General features: G+C 60.6%; 20 protein-coding genes. 15 read left to right on the top strand and 5 right to left on the bottom strand.

The window, feature by feature from the left end; translation table 11 throughout:
- Window positions 1-84: 84 nt before the first annotated feature.
- The 5 genes from pckA (at window position 85) to M2367_RS16080 (ending at window position 5,659) form a co-directional block, all read left to right on the top strand.
- Window positions 85-1,710 carry a phosphoenolpyruvate carboxykinase (ATP) gene (pckA, locus tag M2367_RS16100; RefSeq protein ID WP_259237268.1) on the top strand — a complete coding sequence of 542 codons (1,626 nt, stop codon included), beginning with the start codon at window positions 85-87 and terminating at the stop codon, window positions 1,708-1,710.
- 165 nt (window positions 1,711-1,875) lie between these two features.
- The gene (locus tag M2367_RS16095; RefSeq protein WP_042044312.1) at window positions 1,876-2,541 is read left to right on the top strand and encodes a GntR family transcriptional regulator; all 666 of its coding nucleotides are present in this window, start codon (window positions 1,876-1,878) and stop codon (window positions 2,539-2,541) included.
- A 34-nt stretch (window positions 2,542-2,575) separates the two neighbouring features.
- The gene (locus M2367_RS16090) at window positions 2,576-4,378 is read left to right on the top strand and encodes an aminopeptidase P family protein (RefSeq protein ID WP_259237267.1); all 1,803 of its coding nucleotides are present in this window, start codon (window positions 2,576-2,578) and stop codon (window positions 4,376-4,378) included.
- A 173-nt stretch (window positions 4,379-4,551) separates the two neighbouring features.
- A complete protein-coding gene (locus M2367_RS16085) occupies window positions 4,552-5,013 on the top strand; it encodes a GNAT family N-acetyltransferase (protein ID WP_259237266.1) in 462 nt (153 codons plus the stop codon).
- Between the two features lie 181 nt (window positions 5,014-5,194).
- Window positions 5,195-5,659 (top strand): glycine zipper 2TM domain-containing protein, encoded by a 465-nt coding sequence (locus M2367_RS16080; protein ID WP_042044314.1) that lies wholly within the window; start codon window positions 5,195-5,197, stop codon window positions 5,657-5,659.
- Between the two features lie 85 nt (window positions 5,660-5,744).
- On the opposite strand, the gene M2367_RS16075 is transcribed toward M2367_RS16080, so the two are convergent.
- The 3 genes from M2367_RS16075 to M2367_RS16065 all read right to left on the bottom strand — a co-directional run bounded on the left by M2367_RS16075 (window position 5,745) and on the right by M2367_RS16065 (window position 9,496).
- On the bottom strand, window positions 5,745-7,736 hold the full coding sequence (locus M2367_RS16075; RefSeq protein ID WP_259237265.1) for a bifunctional 2',3'-cyclic-nucleotide 2'-phosphodiesterase/3'-nucleotidase: 1,992 nt from the start codon (window positions 7,734-7,736) through the stop codon (window positions 5,745-5,747).
- Window positions 7,737-7,850: 114 nt separating this feature from the next.
- Entirely contained in the window at window positions 7,851-8,471 is a 621-nt protein-coding gene (lysE, locus tag M2367_RS16070) for an L-lysine exporter (protein WP_259237264.1), read from the bottom strand.
- A gap of 242 nt (window positions 8,472-8,713) precedes the next feature.
- The gene (locus M2367_RS16065) at window positions 8,714-9,496 is read right to left on the bottom strand and encodes a LuxR family transcriptional regulator (RefSeq protein ID WP_259237263.1); all 783 of its coding nucleotides are present in this window, start codon (window positions 9,494-9,496) and stop codon (window positions 8,714-8,716) included.
- A 59-nt stretch (window positions 9,497-9,555) separates the two neighbouring features.
- On the opposite strand from M2367_RS16065, the gene M2367_RS16060 reads away from it, so the two are divergent.
- The 8 genes from M2367_RS16060 to M2367_RS16025 all read left to right on the top strand — a co-directional run bounded on the left by M2367_RS16060 (window position 9,556) and on the right by M2367_RS16025 (window position 20,060).
- On the top strand, window positions 9,556-10,212 hold the full coding sequence (locus M2367_RS16060; protein ID WP_042044317.1) for an acyl-homoserine-lactone synthase: 657 nt from the start codon (window positions 9,556-9,558) through the stop codon (window positions 10,210-10,212).
- A gap of 205 nt (window positions 10,213-10,417) precedes the next feature.
- A complete protein-coding gene (locus M2367_RS16055) occupies window positions 10,418-11,311 on the top strand; it encodes a LysR family transcriptional regulator ArgP (protein WP_224431389.1) in 894 nt (297 codons plus the stop codon).
- Window positions 11,312-11,425: 114 nt separating this feature from the next.
- Window positions 11,426-13,447, top strand: a complete 2,022-nt coding sequence (locus M2367_RS16050; protein ID WP_259237262.1) for an exoribonuclease II — start codon at window positions 11,426-11,428, stop codon at window positions 13,445-13,447.
- A 687-nt stretch (window positions 13,448-14,134) separates the two neighbouring features.
- Window positions 14,135-16,063 carry a PTS mannitol transporter subunit IICBA gene (locus M2367_RS16045; protein WP_259237261.1) on the top strand — a complete coding sequence of 643 codons (1,929 nt, stop codon included), beginning with the start codon at window positions 14,135-14,137 and terminating at the stop codon, window positions 16,061-16,063.
- 35 nt (window positions 16,064-16,098) lie between these two features.
- Window positions 16,099-17,241, top strand: a complete 1,143-nt coding sequence (locus M2367_RS16040; RefSeq protein WP_259237260.1) for a mannitol-1-phosphate 5-dehydrogenase — start codon at window positions 16,099-16,101, stop codon at window positions 17,239-17,241.
- A 61-nt stretch (window positions 17,242-17,302) separates the two neighbouring features.
- Window positions 17,303-17,824: an MltR family transcriptional regulator gene (locus tag M2367_RS16035; protein ID WP_259237259.1), complete on the top strand. Its 522-nt coding sequence runs from the start codon at window positions 17,303-17,305 to the stop codon at window positions 17,822-17,824.
- Window positions 17,825-17,961: 137 nt separating this feature from the next.
- Window positions 17,962-19,773, top strand: coding sequence for a sodium:proton antiporter (locus M2367_RS16030; protein ID WP_259237258.1), 1,812 nt, complete (start codon window positions 17,962-17,964; stop codon window positions 19,771-19,773).
- 38 nt (window positions 19,774-19,811) lie between these two features.
- A complete protein-coding gene (locus tag M2367_RS16025) occupies window positions 19,812-20,060 on the top strand; it encodes a hypothetical protein (RefSeq protein WP_042044327.1) in 249 nt (82 codons plus the stop codon).
- A 105-nt stretch (window positions 20,061-20,165) separates the two neighbouring features.
- Here the strand turns inward: M2367_RS16025 and M2367_RS16020 are convergent, their stop codons facing one another.
- Together M2367_RS16020 and zntB are read right to left on the bottom strand one after the other, a co-directional pair.
- Window positions 20,166-20,690, bottom strand: a complete 525-nt coding sequence (locus M2367_RS16020) for a mechanosensitive ion channel family protein (RefSeq protein WP_259237257.1) — start codon at window positions 20,688-20,690, stop codon at window positions 20,166-20,168.
- A 2-nt stretch (window positions 20,691-20,692) separates the two neighbouring features.
- The gene (gene zntB / locus M2367_RS16015; protein ID WP_259237256.1) at window positions 20,693-21,658 is read right to left on the bottom strand and encodes a zinc transporter ZntB; all 966 of its coding nucleotides are present in this window, start codon (window positions 21,656-21,658) and stop codon (window positions 20,693-20,695) included.
- Between the two features lie 149 nt (window positions 21,659-21,807).
- Here zntB and M2367_RS16010 point away from each other — a divergent pair, with 149 nt between their 5' ends.
- Complete coding sequence (locus tag M2367_RS16010; protein ID WP_042044330.1) at window positions 21,808-22,260, top strand: YaiI/YqxD family protein; 453 nt, start codon at window positions 21,808-21,810, stop codon at window positions 22,258-22,260.
- A gap of 211 nt (window positions 22,261-22,471) precedes the next feature.
- On the top strand, window positions 22,472-22,963 hold the full coding sequence (locus M2367_RS16005; RefSeq protein ID WP_259237255.1) for a metal-dependent hydrolase: 492 nt from the start codon (window positions 22,472-22,474) through the stop codon (window positions 22,961-22,963).
- Window positions 22,964-23,004 lie beyond the last annotated feature (41 nt).

The following is a 23,004-nucleotide window of genomic DNA, read 5'->3' as shown; positions in this document are numbered from 1 at the left end:
ATGAAGGTCGCTAAATTCTACTACCTAAGTGGTAGAGTTGATGCCAGATAGAACCCTACACACCTCTGAACCCAGGAGAATACAATGACAATAGTGGCAGAACCCACCCTGGCCCAACAGTTACAACTGGAGCAATATGGCATCCATAACGCCGTAGAAATCCTGCGTAACCCCTCCTATGAGCAGCTTTTCGCAGAAGAGACTCGCCCAGACCTGGAAGGATTCGAACGCGGTACAGTAACTGAATTGGGCGCCGTCAATGTCAATACCGGTATCTTTACCGGCCGCTCCCCGAAAGATAAATATATCGTCAAGGACGCCACTACCCAGAATACTGTGTGGTGGTCTGACCAGGGCAAGAACGATAACAAGGCACTGAGCCCGGAAGTCTGGTCACATCTAAAATCCCTGGTGACCAAACAGCTCAGTGGCAAGCGACTGTTTGTCATCGATGGCTACTGCGGTGCCAACCCGGACACCCGTCTGGCGGTGCGTGTCATCACAGAGGTGGCCTGGCAGGCCCACTTCGTCAAAAACATGTTCATCCGCCCCAGCGAGGCCGAGCTGAAGACGTTCAAGGCTGACTTCGTGGTGATGAACGGTGCCAAATGCACCAACCCGAACTGGCAGGAGCAGGGTCTCAACTCCGAGAACTTCGTCGCCTTCAACCTCACCGAGAAGATCCAGCTCATCGGCGGCACCTGGTACGGTGGCGAGATGAAGAAGGGCATGTTCTCCATGATGAACTACTTCCTGCCCCTGCGCGGCATCGCCTCCATGCACTGCTCCGCCAACGTGGGTCAGGAGGGCGACGTGGCCATCTTCTTCGGCCTCTCCGGCACCGGCAAGACCACCCTCTCCACCGATCCCAAGCGTGCGCTCATCGGCGATGACGAGCACGGCTGGGATGACGACGGCGTGTTCAACTTCGAAGGGGGTTGCTACGCCAAGACCATCAAGCTCTCCAAGGAGGCCGAGCCGGACATCTTCAACGCCATCCGTCGCGACGCCCTGCTGGAGAACGTGACCGTGGCCGAAGACGGCACCATCGACTTCGATGATGGTTCCCGCACCGAGAACACCCGGGTCTCCTACCCCCTCTATCACATCGAGAACATCGTCAAGCCGGTCTCCAAGGCCGGTCACGCCAACAAGGTGATCTTCCTGACGGCCGATGCCTTCGGCGTGCTGCCCCCGGTCTCCAAGCTGACCAAGGCACAGACCAAGTACCACTTCCTGTCCGGCTTCACCGCCAAACTGGCCGGTACCGAGCGTGGCATCACAGAACCGACCCCGACCTTCTCCTCCTGCTTCGGTGCGGCCTTCCTCAGCCTGCACCCGACCAAGTACGGTCAGGAACTGGTCAAGCGGATGGAAGCATCCGGCGCCGAGGCCTACCTGGTCAACACCGGCTGGAACGGCACCGGAAAACGCATCTCCATCAAGGACACCCGCGCCATCATCGACGCCATCCTGGATGGCTCCATCGAGCAGGCACAGACCAAGATGCTGCCCATCTTCAACCTGGAAATCCCGACCGCCCTGCCCGGCGTCAATCCGGCCATACTGGATCCTCGCGATACCTATGCCGAGGTCGCCCAGTGGGATGAGAAGGCCCAGGACTTGGGGATGCGCTTCATCAAGAACTTTGAACGCTTCACCGATAACGACGAAGGCAAACAGCTGGTAGCCGCAGGCCCTCAGCTGTAACAGCCCCACCGCACTGCCATACCGGTCAGCTCTGCTGGCCGGTATTTTTTTGGCCAACATCTGGCAATTGGTCCAGCGCCACCTTGCCTTGCCGGCGCGAGCGCGTTAGATTCAGCCAAACTTTATACAATATACAATTTTGCAACCTGCCCCCATGACACAACCATGACGCCTATCTACAAGACCCGCACCCAGATGGTGATGGACAACCTCAGAGCCAGGATACTGCGCGGAGACTTCCCGGCCGGCGCCCCCTTGCGCCAGGACGCCATCGCCAAGGAGCTGGCGGTCAGCCGCATTCCGGTGCGGGAGGCCCTGATGCAGCTGGAGGCTCAGGGGCTGGTCAAGTTCGAACCCCATCGCGGCGCCGTGGTCACCCGACTCGATAGCGAGTCCGTGGCCGAGCTCTTTTATTTGCGAGCCCTGCTGGAAGCCGATACCCTGTTTCACGCCGTCGATCTGATGACGGAGGAGACCTTCGTCAACGCCCAGGCCATTCTCGATCAGTTCGATGCCGCACTCGAGTCAGGGACCCGGGTCGAACATTGGGCCCAGCTCAATCACAGCTTCCATGCCACCCTCTATCAGGCCGCCAATCGCCCCCAGGCCATGGAGCTGATCGCCCAAATCAATCTGAGTTGCGACCGTTACGTGCGCTTCGAGCTGCTGTTTGCCCAAGGTGGTGTAGACAAGGCGGAGCGCGAACATGCCGAACTGCTGGCCCTGTGCCGGGCGAGGCGAAAACACGAGGCTGCCGTGCTGCTCAAGCAGCATATACAGGCGGCAGGCCTGTCCATCGGACAGATCCTCAGCCACGGTCAGCCCGGCTGAACCGCTCATCGAACAACTATCTGGCAATTACGACATGAACCATTTCGAGATCATTGAAACCCGCGTCGCCCAAGTCAGGACCACCCTGGCCCAGCAGGAACTGGACGCGTTCATAGTGCCCCACGATGACGAACATCTGGGAGAGTACATTCCGGCCCACGCCGAGCGCCTGGACTGGCTGACCGGCTTCAATGGTTCGGCGGGTCTGGCCATCATCCTGGCCAAGCAGGCCGCACTCTTCGTCGATGGTCGCTACACTGTCCAGGCCAGGATGCAGACCCCGGCCCACCTCTTCAGCTTCTTGCACCTCAATGAGGATCCCCATGTCAGCTGGTTGGCGGATCAGCTTGAGCCGGGCAACCGGGTCGGCTTCGATCCCCGTCTGCACAGCCTGACCTGGTACCAGCATGCCAATGCCCAACTGAGCGAGCGCGGCATCACCCTCGTCGCCATCACCGACAATCCCGTCGACCAGCACTGGCTGGACCGCCCCGCCCCCGGCAAGCACCCCGTCATGTTCTACAGCGAAGAGCTGGCCGGCCAATCCAGCCAGGCCAAGCGCGAGCTGCTGGCGAGCGACCTGCGCAAGCGTGGCCTTGACGCCGTGCTGCTGACCCAGGCCGAGCCCATCAACTGGCTGCTCAACCTGCGCGGTCGCGATGTCGAGCGCCTGCCCGTGGTACTGGGATTCGGTGTGCTCTATGCCAACGCCAGCATGGATTTCTTCGTCGATACCGACAAGCTCGACTGCATCGCCTTCAGCCAGCATGTGGGGCAGGATGTCTCCGTCTACCCCACCGACAAGTTGGGAGCCCTGCTCCAGCGCATCGGTGAAGATCAACAAAAAGTCCTGGCCGACCCCAACACCGCCAACGCCTGGGCCCAACTGACCATGGAAGAGGCGGGTGCCATCCTGGTCGCGGGTCAAGATCCCACCATGCTGCCCAAGGCCTGCAAAAACGAGACTGAGCTGACGGGCATGCGTGCCGCCCACCTGCGCGATGGGGTGGCCGTCACCCGTTTCCTCGCCTGGCTGGATCGCCTGATCGTCTCCGGTGAGTTCGACGGGGTTGATGAAGCCAGCCTGGCGGATCAGCTCGAAGCGTTTCGCAAGGAACAGCTGCACTATGTCGAACCCAGCTTCGACACCATTTCGGCGCTCGGTCCCAACGCCGCCATGTGCCACTACCGCCATACCAACGGGGTGCCGCGCGGCTTCGGTCAGGACGCCATCTATCTGGTCGACTCGGGGGCTCAATATCTGGACGGCACCACCGACATCACCCGCACCGTCAAGGTGGGTGAGGTGACCGAGGAGCACAAGGCCATGTTCACCCGCGTGCTGCAGGGTCATATCGCCCTGGATCAGGCTCGCTTCCCGCGCGGCACCTCGGGCATCCAACTCGACGTGCTGGCCCGCATGCCGCTCTGGCAGGCCGGGTATAACTACGACCATGGTACCGGCCACGGTGTGGGCCACTTCCTGAGCGTGCACGAAGGCCCCCAGCGCATCGCGCCCAAGGGCAGTCTGGTACCGCTGATGCCGGGCATGGTGCTCTCCAACGAGCCCGGCTACTACCGGGAAGATGCGTTCGGCATTCGCTGCGAGAACCTGGAGATCGTGATCGAACTGCCCCGTCAGGGTGAGCTCGACATGCTGGGCTTCGAGCGACTGACCTATGTGCCGTTCGACATTCGCCTGATCGATCGCAGCCTGCTCAGCCAGGATGAGTTCCGCTGGATCAACGAGTATCATGCCGAGGTTTATCGTCGCTTGAGCCCCTTGCTGGAAGGCGAGGATCTCGCCTGGCTGGAGCAGGCCACCGACCTCATCTGATTGCAGTCAACCTCATAAAAGCAGGGCCTCATGGCCCTGTTTCGTTTCTTGCCCCCGGCAGCCACATAGACAACGCCACACTTACCGCCACCTCGCCGCCGCTTGAATCCCCTCTCGACTAGGGCTACCCTTGCCGACCATTTCTCGCGCACTCGCCAACCAGCGGAGCCTCAATGACCCCGACCCTCAGACTTGCCACCCCGGCCGACATGCATGCCATCTGGCAGATTGAATCCCAGGTATTCGGCGACGCCGTCTACCCCGACTTCTTCTTTCGCCAGGCCATGGATCTGTGGCCCGAACTGCTGCTGGTCGCCGAACGCGAGGGGCAGTTGCTCGGCTACGGCTTGGGGGGCGTGGGACAGCACAGAACCCAGGGCTGGCTGCTCTCCCTGGCGGTCCTGCCCCAGGCCCGCGGGCTCGGACTGGCCAAAGCCATCATCGACAGTCTGGAGCAAGCACTGCTGGCGCAAGGTTGCCTGCAGGTGCGACTGACCGTCGATCCGGCCAATCCGGCCAGGCGCCTCTATGAGCGGCTCGGCTATCGCGAGCTGGCGCTGGAGCCCGCCTACTTCGGACCGGGGGAGGATAGGTGCCTGCTCGAGCACCAGCTAGTCCCATCACCCTCCCCATAACAGGCAGTAGAGCGCGATCCGACAGAGGCTGACGGAGCTATGCCAAAACCCTGCCAAGACCTCGGAGTGAGCCAGCTTGGATACAACATACTTGGTTACACTTTGAGGGTGCCATCATGGTGAAGAGAGGGGTAGAGTGACCCAGGATGCCCAATTTGTAGTCAAATTCAGGAGAACCATTATGTTGCAACGACTGACCCTCATCGCCCTGCTGGCCACAGCCATCACCGGTTGTGCCAACAGCGATGTCTATTCTGGCGATGTCTACACCAAAGACAGGGCCAAGCAAGTGCAGACCGTCAACTACGGCACCATCGTCTCCACCCGTCCGGTCAAGATCCAGGCGGAGGAGAACTCCATCCTCGGCACCATAGGAGGCGGTGTGGTCGGCGGCCTGCTCGGCAGCACCATTGGGGGGGGCACCGGGCGTAGTATCGCTGCCGCAGGGGGGGCCATCGCGGGTGCCGCCGCGGGCAAGGCCGCCGGTGACAAGCTCAATCAGGTCGATGGTGTCGAGCTGGAGATCAAGCAAGATAACGGCGGCTCCATCGTCGTGGTGCAGAAGGCCGATCCCAGCTTCCAGCCTGGTGCCAAGGTGCGGCTGACCCAGGGCAACGGCAGCGTCAACGTGGCTGTGGTGCCCTGATGCAATCCGAGGAGCCGCCTGTGGCTCCAAAAGAAAAAGCCCTCGCATGCGAGGGCTTTTTTACGGGTCTGCGACCGCGCCTGAATTACTGGCGGATCAGCCGGTAGATGGCGTAACCGGGATGCTTGGCATCGTCCATCGGCAGGGTGGACTGGTACTCAAGATCCGCACCGGCCAGGGCCTTGGCCTCATCGCTCGGCGAGGAGTAGAGCCGCACGTCAACCCCCGCTGGTAACGCCTTCATGTGCCAGTTGTTGTTGGCTGCCGGGCTGAAGCCCGCCGGATTGGCAGCAGACTGGGACTTGAGGTACTGGGCGATGATCTCCCGCGTCTCGAAGGGATCTTCATGCACTATGTTGCTGCCATCGATCCCCGGGAAGTGACCGCCGCCGCTGGCGCGGTAGTTGTTGGTCACCACGTAGAACTTCTGGGCCGGATCCAACGGCTGGCCGTTGAAGGTGAGGCCGCTGATGCGCTGACCGTCACTCACCCTGGCGCCCTCCTTGCTGTAACGGGCCGGCTGGGTGATATCCACTTCGTAGTTCACACCATCGATCACGTCGAAGTTGTAGGTGGGGAAACTTTCGTTCACCAGCCACTGCACCCCGCTCTGGGCGGTGTCGATCCGGTTGAACTGGCCGGCACTCATCTCCAGCCACTCCTTGACCGTGGCCCCGTTCACCTCGACCACCTGCAGGGTGTTCGGGTAGATGTAGAGATCCGAGACGTTGCGCAGGGAGATGTCCCCCTGGGCCACATAGGTGAAGTCATTGATGCCGTTACGCCCGCCGCGGAAGGGGGCCGCCACCGACAGGATCGGGTAGGACTCCTTGAGCAGACCGTCTTGTTGCAACTGCTCGGCATGTTGGCGCTGGGCATCGCTCACCAGCTGCACCGAAGGATCGTCCTGCACCAGGGCGAAGAAGCTGTGAATGGGCGAGGTTATCTTGCCCAGCGGCTCGTCCAGCCACTGGTTGGTGGCATCGTGGTCTGTCTGCACCAGATCGACCACCCGCTGATCCACGGCGCTGTCTTCGCTGGAGTCAATCTTGCGTAGGCTGGCCTGGCTCTGCTTCACCTGCCACTTGCCGTTCACCTGCTCCAGCTTGAGATCGATGATGCCCAGATGATTGCCCCAATAGCCGGGCATCACGGTCGGGATGCCGCTCAGGGTACCGGCCTGGTTGTCCACCTCCGGCAAGTCCGGGAAGTCGCCCGGGAAGTTCTTGTGGGCATGACCCAGCATCAGGGCATCCACCCCCTTCACCTTGGCCAGATGCCAGGCGGAGTTCTCCATCATGGCCTCGTAGCTGCTGGCGTTGATACCGGTGTGGGCGACCACTACCACGATATCGGCGCCCTTGGCGCGCAGCTCGGGCACATAGTGGTTGGCGGTCTCGACCATGTCGGCCACCACCACCTTGCCTTCCAGATGACGCTTGTCCCACTGCAGCACCTGGGGTGGCGTCAGCCCGAGGATGCCGACCTTGATGGTCTGGGACTGACCCTTGTCATCGGTCACCTGGCGATCCAGCAGCAGATAGGGGGTGAACCTGTTGCCGCTCCAGTCGATTTGCCCCTTGGCATCGCGCTTGAAGGCACCCGCCTCGAACACGTTGGCGTTCACGTAAGGGAAGTTGGCCCCCGCCAACACCTTGCCGAGGTACTCCAGCCCGTAGTTGAACTCGTGGTTGCCGAGGTTGCCGGCGTCATAGCCGAGCTCGTTCATGACCTTGAACACCGGGTGGGCCTGTTTGTCGAGGTAACCGGTGCCGGACTGCTCGAAGATATAATCCGCCAGCGGCGTACCCTGGATCAGGTCACCGTTGTCGAGCAGCAGGCTGTTGGGGTTTTCGGCGCGGGCGGCGCGGATCAGCAGCGCGGTACGGGAGAGGCCGAACTTGCGGTCTTCCTTGTTCTGGTAGTAGTCATACCCCAGCACGTTGGAGTGGATGTCGGAGGTCTGGATCAGGCGCAGGGAGACGGCTCCCGGCTGCGCCTTGCTGTCATTTTCATTGCTGCAGGCAGACAACAGCACAATGGCTGCGATAGCGCCCAGCTTCGTGGCTTTATTCACTGTTTTTCCCTTTTATTATGAGTATTGCTTTACCAGCAACGGGAATTTAACAGACGAATATGTCAGCAGATGGAACCTGGACTCATTTTTATGAAGCTCGACACAAAAATAGCCTTATGAGGCCGTCAGTGCGCCAATCGCCAGCTGCAGTGCCAGGGCAATCATGATTAAACCCACAACAACATCAATAGCTTGCTGTACCTTTCCCCGGGCAAGCCAAGGGGAAAGTGCCGCCGCGCCAAAGGCCAGACCATAGAACCAGACCAGGGATGCCAGCATGGCGCCCGCGGCGAAGGCGGGCCGCAACGGCTCGGCAAACTGGCTGCCGAGGGAGCCGAGCAGCATCAGGGTATCCAGGTAGACATGGGGGTTGAGCAGGGTAACGCCCAGGGTCATGGCCAGCACGCTCCTGACCCCCATCAGTTGGGTCGAATCCGCCAGGGCAGCCCCCTGCCCGCGCCAGGCGCTGCGCAGGGAGCGCACACCAAACCAGCTCAGGAATAACACGCCGCCCCAGGTCAGCAGCGCCAGTCCGAGTGGATTGGCCGCCAGCAAGCTGGCGCCGCCGAATACGCCAATCCCGATCAGCACGAGATCGCACAGGCAGCAGAGTGTCGCCGTCAGCAGGTGGTGGTTGCGGTGAATGCCCCGGCTCAGCACAAAGGCATTCTGGGCTCCGATTGGGATTATCATGGCAAGGCCTAATACAAAGCCCTGCAAGCTGGTCGCCATCATGGGTTCAAGGTCTCTCAGTGAAGATGGCGGCAGTATGCGAGATGGGGTTATTTAAGAGAAATTCATTAAATTTCTCATTGATTCGAAAATTTAATAAAAGGGCTCCGACCTGAACGTGACGGCGATCGGCTTCTGGCTGTCAATTGCCAGATCTGACAATGGTCGAGGGCGAGATCCCTCCCGATAATGCAGGCCGCCTGGGCCCTATGGAAGAGAAAGAGATGAGCTCTGCTGAATGCGGGTTATTGCAGCTGACGCGGAAAATTGGTGACCACGACCTCTTCCAGATTGGGCACCAGTATGCCGCTGCTCATGCCCTTGGCGATGGCCTGATAGCGATTGATGGAACCCGTCTTGCGGGTCACCTGATTGAGATGGTAATTCACGGTTCGCTCGGTGATGCCGAGGATGCTGGCGATTTCACCGGACGTTTTACCCTCGCTGGCCCAGGAGAGGCACTCGGTCTCGCGCCCCGTCAACACCTCCTGCTGGACCCCTGCCGGCAATCCGAGTCGCACGGTGCGCAGCGCCGCATCGAAGATGTAGGTCGACATCCAGGAGAGCACCGGGGAAGACTCCAACAACAGGTCACTGGAGGCTCGCTCCCGGGTGATGAAGGAGAGAATGCCGCTCTCACCGGTCGGGCCATGGAGCGGGAAAGAGATGCCGTTGCGCAGACCGAATTCGGCGGCCAGGCTCATCACATCCAGACTGCCCGCTTGCAGGAAGCTCGCCTTCTCGTCGAGCTGGTTCCAGTAGATGGGCAGAGTCTGATGGCGGGCGAGTTGGATGATGGGATCCCGAGCCAGCATATGGTGGGCCGTATAGGCCTGGATCCAGGAGTCGGGGCAGCGGTTGAACAGCACCACCTTGGGACGCTGCATCGACATCGGCAGGATCAGCGCGAAGCGATAATAGTCATACCCCATGCCGAGCGCGAAACGTCCAATCAGCTCAGACAGTTGATCTCCATCCATGACCCTGGTGAACAGTTCAAGGTATTCCAGCAGTTGAGCCTGTTTCATTTCAATCCCCTTCCCGAGTCCGTGAGTATAACGCCCTTCCTGGATATGGAGTGAGCAGAATGCGTGTTTTCAAGGGAAAACTGAGCAAACATCGAGATAAATCCGTAGAAAATTCCCTATATACCTTTAGAAACCGAGTTTTCAACGAAAGGCTTCAGTGGGATGTCGAATCCCATTCCGGCCTTGAGCGAGATAATTTCGATGGTCCTGACACTCACTGGGTTCTGATCGAAGATGAACAGGGTCTGTGCGGCTGCATCCGCCTGCTCAGCTGTGCCCAGGACTACATGCTGCCCACTATCTTCCCCGCCGCCCTCGCCGGTGAGGCCCCACCTCGTCATCAGGATGTCTGGGAGCTGACTCGGCTCGCCATCGATGCCAGCCGGGCGCCGCGACTCGACAATGGGGTGAGCGAACTCACCTGCGTCATCTTCCGTGAGGTGTATGCCTTCGCCCTCGCCCAGCAGATCCGTGAGCTGGTCGCTGTGGTCAGTCTGCCGGTTGAGCGCATCTTTCGTCGACTCGGCCTGCCGATTGAGCGGCTCGGCCACCGGCAAGCCGTTGATCTGGGTGCCGTGCGCGGCGTCGGCATTCGCTTCCTGCTCGACGAACGTTTCGCCGCTGCCGTCGCGCGTCCGCTACGCGGCCTCTATGCAGACCAGGGCACAGCGGCCCATTCCGACCCCATAAAAAATCCCGGGAAGATCCCGGGATAAAGCACTCACGCTAGGTCCGATCCCACCCCACGCAGAAGCGGACACAAAGGAGTATCTTCTTTTGGATCCCTGACAGCTACTGTCACTTTTAACAGTGTTAAATGCGGCCATCATGGGGCAGGGCCGAACACCACAGTCTGCTTGCCTCCCCCTCGATGCCGATAGTAGAGTGACTTCTGAATCGTCATATTGATAAGGGATATTGATGAAGGCTCTGGACTACAAGTTGCTGCTGGCCCTGGATGCCGTGATGCAGGAGCAGAACTTCGATCGTGCCGCCCAGCGCCTGCACCTCACCCAATCCGCCATCTCCCAGCGCATCAAGCAGCTCGAACAGCAATTCGCCGAGCCCCTCATCATCCGCAGCCAGCCGCTACAGGCAACGCCACTGGGCCAGAAACTGCTGGCCCACTACCGTCAGGTACGTCAGCTCGAACAGGAGCTCAGCAGCGAACTGACCCCCGCCAGCCCCCAGGCCCCGATCCGCATCAGCATAGCGGTCAATGCCGACAGCCTGGCCACCTGGTTTTTACCGGCCCTGGCCCCCCTGCTGGAGCAGTTTCCCATCGAGCTTAACCTGCTGGTCGATGATGAGAGCCGCACTCTGGACAAGGTACGCGAAGGCCAGGCATTCGGTGCCGTCAGCCTGCATCCGCAGCCACTGCCTGGTTGCAGCGTCGATGCGCTCGGCCAGATGTGCTACGTCCTGACAGCCAGCCCGGCCTTCATGGCGCGCCACTTTCCAGAAGGCCTCACTCCTCAAGCCCTGGCCAAGGCCCCCGGGGTCGCCTTCGATCCCCGGGATGACATGCACATCAGTTTCTTGCGCCGCGAGTTTGGCCTCGAGCCCGGCGGCTACCCCTGCCACATAGTCCACTCCTCCGAAGCCTTCGTCGCCATGGCCGAGCAGGGGCTGGCCTACTGCCTCATCCCGGAGTTGCAGATCCGCGCCCAGCTCCAGTCCGGCCGCCTGCTGGATCTCTGCCCGGACCGTCACCTGATAGAGACCCTCTACTGGCATCGCTGGTTGCTGGAGCGAGGCCTGCACAAACAGATCTCCCAGCGTCTGATAAGCCAGGGGCAGGCCGCCCTGAATTGAGCACGGCCAACCCCTGACCATCCCGGGATCGGCCCAGTCACCTTGGCTTTGCGGGGTGAAAAACGTATAGTGCTGGGCGATTCTTCATCAGGTTTTCACTCAGGTTCCTCACATATGTTCCAAGACAATCCCTTGCTGGCCCAGCTCAAACAACAGATCCGCGAAAACATCCCCAAGAAAGAAGGGGTGATCCGCGCCTCCGATCGGGGATTTGGCTTCCTGGAGGTGGATGAGAAGACCAGCTACTTCGTGCCGCCCCCCTACATGAAGAAGGTGATGCACGGGGATCGCGTGAGTGCCCTGATCCGCACCGAGAAAGATAAGGAAGTGGCCGAGCCGGATGCCCTGCTGGAGCAGGCGGTGACCCGCTTCGTCGGCCGCGTCAAGATGTTCCGCGACCGCCTCAACGTGGTGGCAGATCATCCCCTCATCAAGGATGCCATCAAGGCGCGCACCAAGAAGGGACTGGACGAGAAATCCTTGAAGGAAGGGGACTGGGTGGTCGCCACCCTCAAGCGCCATGCCCTGGCCGACGGTAATTTCTCCGCCGAGATCACCGAACTCATCGCCGACAAGGACGATCACAATGTGCCCTGGTGGGTGGTACTGGCCCGTCACAACCTGGCCCAGATAGAGCCAGCTGATCTGCCCGAGTGGAAAGTCATTGAAGAGGAAGAGCTGCCGCGCACCGACCTGACTCAAGTGCCCTTCTTCACCATAGATGGCGCCAAGACCAAGGACATGGATGACGCCCTCTCCATCCGCAAACTGGACAACGGCTGGGAGCTGCTGGTCGCCATCGCCGATCCGACCGCCTACGTGGCCGAAGGCAGCGAGCTGGATAAGGAAGCCGCCCAACGCGCCTTCACCGTCTATATGCCGGGCCGCAACGTGCCGATGATACCGCGCACCCTCTCCGATGAGCTCTGCTCCCTGAAAGAGGGCGAGGAGCGCAACACCCTGTGCGCCCGCCTGCTCATTGCCGAAGATGGCCTGCTGCTCGAAGAGACCGAGTTCTTCGCCGCCCGCATCAATTCCCACGCCCGCCTCAACTATGACGACGTCTCCGACTGGGCCGAGCACGGCAAAGCTCTGGACATAGACGCAGGCGTCATGGCCCAGCTGCCGCTGATGAAGGCGATGACCGAGGCGCGTATCGCCTGGCGTACCGAGCACGCCCTGGTGTTCCCGGACCGCCCAGACTACGACTTCGAGCTGGGTGAAAACGGCGCCGTGCTGGCCATCCACGTCGAACCGCGCCGCATCGCCAACCGAATGATCGAAGAGTCGATGATCGCCGCCAACATCTGTGCCGGTCGCGTGCTGGGCAAGCAGGTTGGCTACGGCATCTTCAACGTCCACACCGGTTTCGATGAGGAGTCCCTCGACGGTGCCATGGAGCTGCTCAAGACCGCCGAGGCGCCGTTCGAGAAGGAAGATATCGCCAGCCTCACCGGTTTCTGCGCCCTGCGCCGCTGGATAGACAACCTCGATACCCGCTGGCTGGATGGCAAGATCCGCCGCTTCCAGAGCTATGCACTGATGTCCGCCGAGCCAGGTGCCCACTACGGCCTGGGGCTGGATGCCTATGCCACCTGGACCTCGCCAATTCGCAAGTACGGCGACATGGTCAACCACCGTCTGCTCAAGGCCGTCATCGCAGGCAAGACCCCGGGCCCGCGCCCCAGTCTGGAGCTGACCGAGCACCTGACCGCCTGCCGCCGTCTGCACCGCATGGTGGAGCGCGGTATCGGCGACTGGCTCTATGTCCGCTTCCTGCAGAGCGCCGCGGGTACCGAGCAGATCTTCAATGCCGAGATCATCGATGTGATGCGGGCCGGGCTCAAGTTGCGGTTGCAGGAGAATGGCGCCGTGGTCTTCATGCCCGCCCGCCATATCCTCGACAACAAGGAGAGGTTGGAGTGCAGTTGGGACAACAGCCGCGTCTACCTCGACAAGACAGAGGTGATCTATGAGCTGGGCCAGGTCATCGAGGTCAAGCTGACCGAAGCCGTGGAAGAGACACGCTCCCTCATTGCCAAGCCCGCCGTGGCGCTGGTGCCAGGCCCGGCCCCGGTGGCTGTGGTCAGCGAGAGTACGGAAGCACCGGCAGAGACCGCCCCCAAGGCCGAATAAACTCGAAGCCAACAGCTCGATTTCCAAAGCCCGCAACCCTGCGGGCTTTTCTATGGCCGCCATAAATCCATCGCCGCGATGACGATGACCTCAACGCTCGGTGGCCAGCTGATGTATTCGGCATGCAGGGCCAGGGTGGGGCAATGCCCCCTTGAGCCCGTACTCGCTGACCGGGACTGAACGCCTCACCATGGACCCAAGTGGACTTCAAATATGCAACGAGTCTGGCGAAACGCCCGAGGGGAGAAACTGAAAGTGGGTTACAAAATAAGTGATTCATTGGTAATTAGCAGTCAATGCCGATCTATCCATCGGTGTGAGCACTAGATAATGCACCGCACACACTGTCTCGATTGAATACAAATAATGGATGTGTGACCACCATCACGTTGACATGAGGTTTTCGAAAACGAGATAAGGAGGCGTGGATCACATTAAAAAGCCACTCATGGCAGAAAAGATCGAAATGTAGTCAAGGCACAGTGAAGAGATGTGATCGACATCACTGCTGTGGGAGGGGGGTAGGCCAGGTATTTGAGAGGCGGGTCACAAGACACCCCGTTTTCAGCCCAATCAGAAAATGAAGTGGTAGATTGAAGTTGCTTAGACGACAGGGATGAGGGTTCGGCAAAACCCGTTATCCCGACTACCACTTTTAATCACACAGGCTCAAAACGGGGTGCCGTCATGTTATCACCGGATACCAAAGTCAAGATACAGAATTTTGGACGCTTCCTGTCCAATATGGTCATGCCCAACATAGGGGCATTCATCGCCTGGGGCTTCATCACCGCCCTCTTCATTCCCACCGGCTGGCTGCCCAGTGAGACACTGGCCAAGCTGGTTGGTCCCATGATCACCTACCTGCTGCCACTGCTGATTGGCTACACCGGCGGCAAGCTGATGGGCGGTGAACGGGGCGGCGTGGTCGGCGCCATCACCACCATGGGTGTCATCGTCGGTACCGACATCCCCATGTTCATGGGTGCCATGATGGTCGGCCCGCTGGGTGGCTGGGTCATCAAGCGTTTCGATAAGGCGATGGAAGGTCGGGTCAAGAGCGGCTTCGAGATGCTGGTCAACAACTTCTCCGCCGGCATCATCGGCATGTTGCTCGCCATCCTCGCCTTCTTCGTGATCGGCCCCTTCGTCAAGGTGCTCTCCGGCCTGCTGGCGGGTGGCGTGGGTTTCCTGGTGGAAAACCACATGTTGCCGCTCACCTCCATCTTCGTTGAACCGGCCAAGATCCTGTTCCTCAACAACGCCATCAACCACGGTATCTTCTCGCCGCTGGGCATTCAGCAGGCAACCGAGCATGGCCAGTCCATCTTCTTCCTGATCGAAGCAAACCCGGGCCCGGGCATGGGCGTGCTGCTGGCCTACATGGTGTTCGGCCGTGGCGCGGCCAAGCAGTCTGCTGCTGGCGCCTCCATCATTCACTTCTTCGGCGGCATCCACGAGATCTACTTCCCCTACGTGCTGATGAACCCGCGCCTCATCCTGGCGGTGATCGCCGGTGGCATGACCGGGGTATTCACCCTGACCCTGTTCAATGCGGGTCTGGTCTCCCCTGCCTCGCCGGGATCCATCTTCGCCGTGCTCTTGATGACGCCGAAAGCCTCCCTGATCGGGGTCGCCCTCTCCATCATCAGCGCCACCCTGGTCTCCTTCCTGGTTGCCGCCGTGTTCGTTCGTGCCCAGCAGCCAGAAGCCGACCAGGCCGACGCCCTGGGTGAAGCCACCCGTAAAATGAAAGCCATGAAGGGCGGTAAAACCGACACCGTCGCCGCCAAGCACCCGAGTGGCGAGCTGTTGACCGTACGCAATATCGTGGTCGCCTGCGATGCCGGCATGGGATCCAGCGCCATGGGCGCCGGCATGCTGCGCAAGCGGGTACAGGCCGCCGGCCTCGACATCAGTGTCACCAATCGTGCCATCGACCAGCTCGACGACCAGGTGGACTGGGTCATTACCCACCAGGATTTGACCGAGCGAGCTCGTCGCCACGCACCGAATGCGCGCCATATCTCCCTGACCAACTTCCTCGACAACGGCCTCTATCAGGCCATGGTGCAGGAGCTGAGCCAGACCCAGGCCGCCAACGACGATGTGGCCCACCCCACCTTGCTGGTTGCGGCCAACGACGACAACTATGAGCCGCAGGATGCCCAGGTGTTCACCCTGAGCCGCCAGGATATCCAGCTCGGTCTCATGGCCGACAGCAAAGAGGCTGCCATCAAGGCCGCCGGTGCCCTGCTGGCCAAGCGCGGCTATGTCGAGGCCAGCTATGTCGAGGCCATGCTGGAGCGTGAGCAGTTGGTTTCCACCTACCTTGGCGAGTCCATCGCCGTCCCCCACGGCACCATAGCCGCCAAGGAGAAGGTGATCCGTACCGGCATCGTCATCTGCCAATATCCGGCTGGCGTCGCCTTCGGTGAAGCCGCGGACGAGGTGGCCCGCCTGGTGATTGGCATCGCCGCCCGCAACGATGAACACATTCAGGTGATAACCCGCCTGACCAATGCTCTGGATGAGCCCGGTCTTATCGACCGGCTGGCCAGCACCCTGGATCCTCAGGAGTTCCTGGACCTGCTGGGTGGCGAACAAGCTGCCTGATCCTGCCCACATCATTGGTTCAAGAGGTTGATTTTATGAAAACATTACATTTTGGTGCCGGTAACATAGGCCGTGGCTTCATCGGAAAACTGCTGGCCGACGCCGACCATCAGGTCACCTTCGCCGACGTCAACGAAACCCTGATCGACCAGCTCAACCACCGTCAGGAGTACAAGGTGCATGTGGTGGGAGCGGATCAGAAACTGGACACAGTGCGCAACGTCGCGGCGGTCAGCTCCTCAGGTCCGGAGGTGATCACCCGTATCGTCACCGCCGACCTGGTCACCACCGCGGTGGGTCCCAATATACTGGACAAGATTGCCAGTACCCTGGCCAAGGGATTGGAGGCCCGCTTCGTGGCAGGCAATCTCAGCCCCCTCAACGTGATTGCCTGCGAGAACATGGTGCGCGGTACCACTCACCTCAAGCAGGAGGTACTCAAGTACCTGCCGCTCGCGTATCATGCCACCCTCGAATCCTGTGTCGGCTTCGTGGATTCGGCGGTGGATCGCATCGTGCCTCCCGCCGCCGCCAACGATGATCCGCTGGAGGTGACGGTGGAGAGCTTCAGCGAGTGGATTGTCGACCAGACCCAATTCAAGGGAGCACTGCCCCAGGTGGCGGGCATGGAGACCACGGACAACCTGATGGCCTTCGTCGAGCGTAAACTCTTTACCCTCAACACGGGTCACAGCATCACCGCCTACCTCGGCAAGCTGATGGGCTACCAGACCATTCGCGAGGCCATCGAGGATCCGGTGATCCGCAGCAAGGTGCGCCGCGCCATGGAGGAGAGCGGTGCCGTGCTGGTCAAGCGCTACGGCTTCGATCCGCGCCTGCACGCCGCCTATATCGAGAAGATACTGGCCCGTTTCGCCAACCCCTATCTGGTGGACGAAGTGGACAGGGTCGGCCGCCAGCCCCTGCGCAAGCTGGGAGAGCACGACAGATTGATCAAGCCCCTGCTCGGTACCCTGGAATACGGCCTTCCCAATGAGGGATTGCAGGAAGGGATTGCGGCGGCGCTGCGTTATCACAATGACGAAGACCCGCAAGCCGTCGAACTGCAGGCCGCCATTATCGCCGATGGCGTTGCCGCCACCCTGGCCAGGGTGGCGGGATTGGACCCGCAGAGCCCATTGATCGCCGCCATCACGGCCCGCTACCAGGCACTCTAACCGGACTCGCAGAGAGGGAATCCTCCCTCTCTGCTCATGACTAGCTGGACCCTATCGATTTATGACCACACACCAGGAAGATGAGGTACTGGAGCGACTCAACGAGCAGGATGGCCCACGGGGCTTCTTTCTCGAGGTCGTCACCCTCCTGGAAGAAGCGGTGGACTCTCTGATGCGCCGAGCCTTCCGCCAGGAAGAGTATGCCGTCAAATACGCCATCGAACCCCTGCTCAACCAGAGTGGCCCCCTCGGTCAGATAGAGGTGCGCCTCAAGCTCATTTTTGCCCTCGGTCTGGTCTCCCTCGAACTTTATCAGGACATAGACGTCTACCTGAAGATCCGCGATTTTCTGGTACGTGACCCCAAGGATTACCGTTTTAGCGACAAACCCGTTCGCGACCTGCTCGATAGACTGCACGGCATCAACCGCGCAGGCCTCCACGCGTTGGAGCCGCCCGCCTCGGAAGAGGATTGGACCTTCTATCAGATGCAACTCGCCCGTCAGGATCAGATGGTGCGATCTTCCCTGGTGCTGGCCGTCGCCCACTGCGTCGGCGAGCTCCACAAGGAGAGTCCGATCTAACCGCGTCGACACCCACTCCCCACCCCCAGGACTCCCTCCTCTTATTACGGATCTAGTTGTCTCATTCGAGTTAGGGTGTCAGGCTGACATATAGTCATCTTGTTATTCCCTTTCTACTCCCTTTTTATGAGGTAACCATGACCGCACTCTCGTTAGCGGGGATCGCGCTGATCTCCCTGCTTGCCCAGTGGCTGGCCTGGGCCCTGCGGGTCCCCGCCATACTGTTTCTGCTGCTGACCGGCCTGGTGCTTGGCCCTGTGACCGGCGTGCTCAACCCGGATCTTCTGCTCGGCGAGCTGCTATTTCCCCTGGTCTCGCTCTCGGTAGCCATCATTCTGTTCGAGGGAGCCCTGACCCTGCATCTGGCCGAGCTCAAGGGCATAGGCAAGGTGGTCCGCAATCTCTGCTCCATCGGCATGCTGACCAGTTTCGCGGTGATAGGGGCGGCCAGCTACTTCCTGCTCGGTCTGGACTGGCGCGTCGCCATGGTGCTCGGTGCCGTGCTGGTGGTGACGGGACCGACCGTGGTCGCGCCCATGCTGAACGTGATCCGCCCGGTCAAGGAGGTGGACAAGATCTTGCGTTGGGAGGGGATCGTCATCGATCCCATCGGTGCCCTGTTCGCGGTATTGATCTTCGAGGCTGTACTGCTCGGCAGCCAGCAGGAGATGGTGACCCATACCCTCTGGGCCCTGGCCAAGACAGTCGGCATAGGTTCCTTCATCGGGGTGGCGGCAGGCTGGATCACCACTCTCATCATCCGCAAGGACTGGCTGCCGGTCACGCTGCACAAGTTCGGGGTGCTGGCGCTGGTACTCGCCACCTTCACCCTCTCCGACTGGCTCAGTCATGAGTCTGGCCTGCTGGCAGTGACGGTTTTTGGCATCTGGCTCGCCAACCAGGATGGTCTGGATCTGGAAGAGGTGCTGGCCTTCAAGGAGGATCTTGCCGTCATTCTGATCTCTACCCTGTTCATCCTGCTGGCCGCGCGCCTCGACCTGGGCCAGCTCTGGCAGCTCGGCCCCATGGTGCTGGTCTTGCTGTGCGTGGTGCAGTTCGTGGCCCGCCCGCTCTGTATCCTGGTCTCGACCCACGACTCAACCCTGCCCTGGCGAGCCCGCGCCCTGCTCAGCTGGATAGCGCCACGGGGCATAGTCGCCGCTGCGGTCAGCGCCTCTTTTGCCATCAGTCTCAGTGAAGCCGGGATCCCGGATGCGGGTAAGTTGGTACCTCTGGTATTCGCCGTCATCATCTCGACCGTGGTACTGCAGAGCCTCACCTCGGCGCCGCTGGCTGGCCTGCTCGGCATGCGCCAACCCACTCCCAACACCTGGCTGCTGATCGGCGCCAACTCGGTGGCGCGCGCCATCGGCAAGGCCCTGGCGGATCAGGGGGTGCCCGTCTACCTGTCGGATCCGGCCTGGGAGAACTGCAAGCTGGCCCGCATGAGCAACCTGCCCTGCTACTTCGGGAATCCCCAGTCGGAGCATGCTGAACTGCATCTGCCACTCACCAGCATCAGCACAGTGCTGGCGCTCTCCCCCAGCCGCCACAACAATGCTCTGGGGGTGCTGCATTTTTCCCACCAGTTTGGCGAGGAGACTATCTATTCGCTGCGATCGAGCGATCAACATGGCAAAGCCAACCGGGAGAGTGCCACCTTCCGGGCACGCCAGGTGCTGTTTGGCAGCGACATCAACTTTGCCCGACTGAGCGGCATGTTGGCCCGGGGTGGACAGATCAAGGCGACCCGACTCTCGGAGACCTTCGATTGGAGCGCGTACCAGACGGCCAACCCAGGCGCAGTCCCCATGTTCATTCTGGATGCCAAACAGCATCCGCGAGTGGTCATTGGCAACATAGCGCCCGTACCGGGGGAGTCGGTCATTGCGCTGCAACCCCCCAAGGAAAATGGGGTGAAAAGCGAAGCCAATCCCGGCAGAGACTAGACTTGTCATGGTGGCGCGTCGCTCAGAAGGAGGTCGATATGACAGTCAGTGAACTACGCCAGCTTTATCGACAACAGGGCATACAGGAGGCAGAAATCGTACACGATGCCATGCTGCCTGGCTGGATTGTCGAGTTTCGCGGGGAGGGGGGACGCCTGTTCGAGTTGACCGACAGCTTCGGCCTGCCGCTCAGTTTCGGCACAGTGGACGAAGCGCGGGATCACATCCACAAGGTCGCCGACTGCCCGATCCAGGTCGAACATCTCTATCACTTCTTTGAGCGCTGAACCAAGGCACTCAGCCCCTCATGACCCAGACCCCGCCACGGCGGGGTCTTTTCGTCAGCCTCAGGGAGAAGAGGAGGTTGCAGATAATGGATAAGGGCTCTGCCCCTATTCCGGTTGGTCAGGCACTTGGGGATGAGAAGAAGACTCCAGTCTGCGTACCGGTCTTTGCAGGAACAGATTGGCCGGATAGGTGACCAGATCACCCTGATCATCGCGCACCTGCACATAGAAGAGCCCTATCTCCAGGATGACCCCCGTAACGGAATCATCCTTGTCGAGAATGCGGATCCTGTCTCCGATCCGATATGGAAAGGCGAAGAAGATGGTGATGCTGGCGGTGATGTTGGAGAGGATCGACCACTGGGCCACCATGGCAACCCCGAGTACCGCGAAGAAGGAGGAAGCCAGTACCACCAACCGGGAAAAGTCGAGACCCCAGACCCCGGCCAGCACCAGCAGAGTGGCGCTGCCAAGCAGGAAGTGAAATACATGCTCAACGTAGCCGACCCGGCTCTCGCTCACCTGCTTGCTGCGCCCCAATACCAACAGACTGCGCCTGATGATGCGCCGGATCAGGCCATGAGCCAGCAATACCAGCAGGGTCAGCCCAAAAGATTGCCAAAGGGTCATGGTCACCACCAGCGTCGATGTTTGAGCCAGAGGGCGAGCACCACGGCCAGACTGATCAGAGATGCGCAGAACACCCAGAAGGCGAGCGGACTCTCGGCACCCGGAATGCCCCCCAGGTTAATGCCGAACAGGCCCGTCAGGAAGCTGGCAGGGAGAAACAGCAGTGCCATGACCGACATCTGATAGGCGCGGCGATTTGTCGCCTCCGCCACCATGTTGTTGATCTCGTCCGCCAGCACACCGGTGCGGGCGACCCCTGCATCCAGATCGTCCAACCAGCGCCGCAAGCGGTCGGCAATATCGAGCAGACGGCGCCTGTCGTCCTCCTCGAACCAGCTGATCTTCTCGCTGGCGAGACGCGCGATGAGATCCCGTTGAGGGGAGAGGTAGCGGCGGATCATGATCAACTGTTTGCGAATGCGGGCCAGCTTCCCCGTGGTCGGCAGATCCCGCTCCAGCACCTGCTCCTCAAGCTCCAGGATCTGATCGTGCAGCTCTTCGACGAACTCGCCGGCGCGATCGGTCAGGGCATCGCAGATCTCCACCAACCAGTCAGCCGGGTTATCCGGTCCGCCACCCAGCTGCAACTGTTCGAACACATCCTTTTCAGACAAGAGAGGGCGACGACGGCTGCTGATGATGAGATCCGGGGTAATGAAAATACGCAGGGCTACCATCTCTTCGGGTTTGTGATTCTGGTTGTGGTTGATGCCGCGCAGGATCAGCAGCACCGTTTCCCCCATCCGCACCAGCTTGGGTCTATTGCTCTGGCCGAGCAGCGCCTCGCGGGCCGCATCCCCCAGCAAAGGCGTCTGCAGTAGCCAGCGGGCCGCCTCAGGGTTACCGTAATCCAGGTGCAACCAACTCGGTTGCTGGGCCGGTAACTCGGCGCCCGCCCCCAGCGGATGCTGGCCACCCTTACCGTCCAGGGCCAGACCATAGATAACATCATTGGGTACCAGATCCACGACACCTCCTCTCAATTGCGCCGGATGACATTGTTCGCCTCTGCCGCAGCATGGCGGCAGTCGCCCAGCTTACACCAAAGCGGGCCCCGACTCAGCTTTGCCCCAAGCCATGATAAGATGAGACATCTTCATATTCTGGATACCAAACCATGCCCATCTGGGTCGATGCCGATGCCTGCCCCACTCCGGTCAAGGAGATCCTCTACCGCGCCGCTCATCGCGCCAAGATGCTGACCACCCTGGTCGCCAATCAGGGACTGAGGGTCCCCCCCTCTCCCTATATCAAGACCCAGCAGGTAGAAAAGGGCTTTGATGTGGCGGATCACGTCATCGCCCAGCAAGTCGTGCCGGGGGATCTGGTGATCACCGGGGACATCCCCTTGGCTTCATGGGTAATCGACGCCGGTGGCGAGGCGCTCAATCCACGGGGCGAAATCTATACCAAGGAGACCATCAAGGCCCGGCTCGGCATGCGTAATCTGATGGAGGAGCTGCGATCTGCCGGGGTTCAGACCGGTGGCCCCGCACCTTTCAACCAAGCGGACAAGCAGAACTTCGCCAATGCCCTCGACCGTTGGTTGCAGAAGGGACGCCTCGGCTGACAGGGGCTTGAAGCCGGCAGCCATAAGAGTCATCGCCAGCCACGCTGGATTGATCACCCCATGACTGGCTAGATAGGAGGGCAAAACCGGTCAGCGATGGCTCATGATTCGAGCACTCGATGAACCGAGCCGTACCTGGTTTCAAATAGTTGCCGACAAACACTGTTGAGCTGCTAATATGCGCCGCCTCTCACCTCGCACCCCGGTTACCATGACAGCCAAAGGGCACCTGATCTTCTCCGTCACCTGCGCCCTGCTCGCTCACAAGCTACCGCTCACTCCAGCCCTGGCCGATGCAAATCTGGCCCAGACGGTGCTTGCCGCACTGGTGAGTTCGCTGCTGCCTGATCTGGATCACCCCAACTCGGTTCTGGGTCAGCGCCTGCGCTGGATCTCCATTCCCCTCTCCCGCCTGACGGGGCATAGGGGCTTCACTCACAGTTTGCTGGCGGTGGCATTATGCATCTGGGGACTAAGCAGCGACCTGATGGCAGGCAAGGTGCCTGTCGCGGTTAAGGATGCGCTCATCATTGGCTATCTGAGCCACTTGCTTGGCGACTGGCTAACCCCTGCCGGCATCCCGCTGTTCTGGCCACTCAAACAGCGCTACCGTCTTCCCGGCTGGTCACTCCAGAGCGGTGGCGCCATTGAAACAAGCTTCTGTACCCTGAGCCTGCTGATCGCTGGTTATTGGGTCTACTGACTCTCATCTCCGTCGTGGCCCTCTGGTTGTTCTGATCGCTA

Source organism: Aeromonas sp. BIGb0445, from assembly GCF_024809075.1.
GTDB lineage: Bacteria > Pseudomonadota > Gammaproteobacteria > Enterobacterales > Aeromonadaceae > Aeromonas > Aeromonas rivuli.
Note: the sequence above shows the minus strand (reverse complement) of the source record. Positions and strands in the feature narration are given on the sequence as shown.